Raw genomic sequence first — 2989 nt, forward strand, 5'->3', positions numbered from 1 at the left:
CAGTTGGTAGCGATCGCCTGATGATTGAGTTGGGAGAATTAATTCAACTGTTGGACAATAGTTAGGAGACACAGTTGGTAGCGAACCCTACCTTCCGACTTCTGAGATTTTGAGTACGGAAGCAAGATGCTACCACGGCAAAACTTTCCACACTCCCTACTCCCTTACTCTTGGATAATTTTGAGCTAAAAAATTCTCAGCTTCAGAGCGATCGCTCACTTTCCCATCCAAAGTTGCAGCCAAAATATCATCCAACATCAACTTAAACTGACGCCCCGGTTTATAACCCATCACCTTCAAATCATTTCCATTCAAAATAGGTTTAACATTCGCCCACTGAGTCAAATATTGCCAAACCTTGCGTCGCATCCAACGTTCACATTGCACAATAATCAAAATCAACATCGGTAAATCATACTCCCTCAACAACCACACCACCTGACTCGGAGTATCACATTTCGGCAAATTCTCCATAACCATAACCTTTGCCAACTCCAATTCCTCTAATCTTTTAATACTATCCACAGGTAACTGTAAATTTTTCCCTACCAAACCCCGATACTCAGACTCTAAACCAGCAATCAAAACTTCTAAGCGCATTTGCCAATGAGATAAATTTTTCTCAGAGTCAAAACGTTGTAAACACCTATCCAGCAAACACACCTGTTGCCACAACCTCTTATCTAACTCCAAAGTACGATGAATACAACGCAACGCCCCCAAACTTCCCAATAACTTTAAAGCAGGTTTCCAGTAGTGAGCTTGTAAAATATATTTCAACTCACTTTTGAGTCGAGTTTCTAAAGCAGGCGCTCTTCTATTTTTTTCTACCTTCCCAACACTTTCGCGGTCATAAACCCCACTATTAATGGCATAACGAATATATTCCTCGGTTTTCTCTTCAATCTCAAATCCCAATCTCACTGCAAACCTTACCCCGCGATAAATACGAGTCGGATCTTCAATAAAACTATTAGGGTGTAATACCCGAATTTGTTTCTCTTGCAAATCTGACAAACCACCAAAAAAATCAAGTAACTCTCCAGCACGGGGTTTAGTCAGTCGTGCTGCCAAAGCATTAATAGTAAAATCGCGCCGATACAAATCTTGGCGAATCGAACTTACTTCAACTTCTGGGTTAGCTGCTGGATAGGGATAAAATTCTGTACGAGCAGTAGCAATATCTATCCAAAGGGAGTCTAATACTAGATCATTGTGCCAGAGGAGAGCAGCAGTTTGAAATTGACCGTGAACTTCTAAACGTGCTGTCGGATAAATTTTTTGCAGTGCTTGTGCTAACTCTACTGCTGGAGCTGTTGCTGCTGAGTCTGAGTGACAACCATCTACAACTAAATCTATGTCTGTTAATAATAGAGTATCATCAAATTTTGATAACAGTAAGTCTCTTACTCCTCCCCCAATTAGATATAGTTGCCAACCTCTTTTTTCTGCCAACTCAGCAACCAAAGTGAGTAGTTGCCAAAGTTGGGGTGCGAGGCGATCTTCTAAAAGTTGTGTAATTGATTTACAAGTTTCCCCAGGAATGCAACCAGGTTGTTGATTTTGGGGGCGTTGTTGTTGATGCAATTCCCGTAAAACGTCGGTACGGGTGACTATTCCAACTAGACGGTTATTTTCTAAGACAGGCAACCGCCCAATATCATAAGTAACCATCAACTCTTCAATTTCTGGGAGAGTTGTTTCTGGGGAAATAGTTTTCAGTTGGGGTGTCATGTAACCTTTGACTGGAGCATGACTAAAACCATGATGCAGAGCAATATCAATATCTCGCCGAGAAATAATTCCCACCAATTCCCCAAATGAGTCTACTACTGATAAACCAGAATGACCATAACGTAATAGTATTCGGTGAGCTTCTTCTATAGATGTTTCGGGAGGAATGGTGCGAACTGGAGATGACATCAAATCTCTAGCAGTGGGTGGGTGAGGAATTTGAGAGATGAGTCTATCTACTAACTTTTCTAATGTTGCTTGGGGTTTGGTGTCTCGCCGACTAAGTGCTGCTGCTCGGTTATGACCACCACCCCCTAGAGGTTGAAATAGTTGACTGAGGTTAGTATCTGGGATGCGCGATCGCCCGATAATATTTAAGCTTTTTTCTGTTGTGTTTTTGAGGGAGTGGGTGTGAGCTAGCAATAGAGCATCTATTTCTGTGAGGTCAATTAAACTGGAAGCTAAACTGGATAAACCAGGAACATATTCATCTGTGTGTAAAAGTATTGACCCTATTTGATATTTTCTCACGGTGGAGCGTTGCAAATTTTCCAGAGCTATTTTTAATAAATCTTGCAGTTGGTGTGACAAACCGGGTTCGACATATTCACCTATCACAGATAAACTTGCTCCTTGCTGCATTAACCATGCTAAAGCTGCTGCGTCTCTTGGTGTTGTATGGTCAAAAGTCAGGGAACCAGTATCAACATGAATACCCAGTGCCATAATTGTTGCTTCTGCTGGAGTTAATATAGGGGTAGGTTTATTTTGGAGAGTCTGGAGTTTTTCTGTGATTAGGGTTGTGGTAGCTCCCACTGCTTCTATATAAGTTTGGGTAGCGGGAATATCGGTTTGAATTTCACAGTGATGGTCGTAGATGATAATTTCTGATAGGTGGGGTAAGTCTAACCATTCGGTAGTTTTTCCGAGTCGGGAGCGTGTTTGACTATCTACTATATATATAGAGCGAATTTGTTCTGGGTTAACGGAGCGACGTTCGATGATGGCAAATTCATCTCGATGGAGAGCGAGGAATTGTTTGACGGTAGGGTGACAACCGCCTGTTAGTACGAGGCGACTACCTGGGTGGAGGTGAGTTAGTCCGACAGCGGCGCCGAGAGCGTCGAAGTCTGCGGTTGTGTGGCATAAGATTATGTTCATTTATTAAAAGTAAAAATTCAAAAGTCAAAAGTCAAAAGTAAGAAGTTTTAATTTAAAATAATTAGGTATTATTAAAATAGTATATTATCTTCTA

1 protein-coding gene is annotated in these 2989 nt (G+C 41.4%); it reads right to left on the minus strand.

Going from position 1 to position 2989, the window contains the following annotated elements:
- Nucleotides 1-156: 156 nt before the first annotated feature.
- Entirely contained in the window at nucleotides 157-2895 is a 2739-nt protein-coding gene (locus AFK68_RS03895; protein WP_094671676.1) for a CBS domain-containing protein, read from the minus strand.
- Between the last annotated feature and the right edge of the window lie 94 nt (nucleotides 2896-2989).

It is taken from the genome of Hydrocoleum sp. CS-953 (assembly GCF_002260545.1).
Taxonomy (GTDB): Bacteria; Cyanobacteriota; Cyanobacteriia; order Cyanobacteriales; family Microcoleaceae; genus Trichodesmium.

Excerpts from the sequence above, each read along its gene's own strand:
- AFK68_RS03895 (WP_094671676.1), bottom strand. The coding sequence starts at position 2,895 with ATGAACATAATCTTATGCCACACAACCGCAGACTTCGACGCTCTCGGC.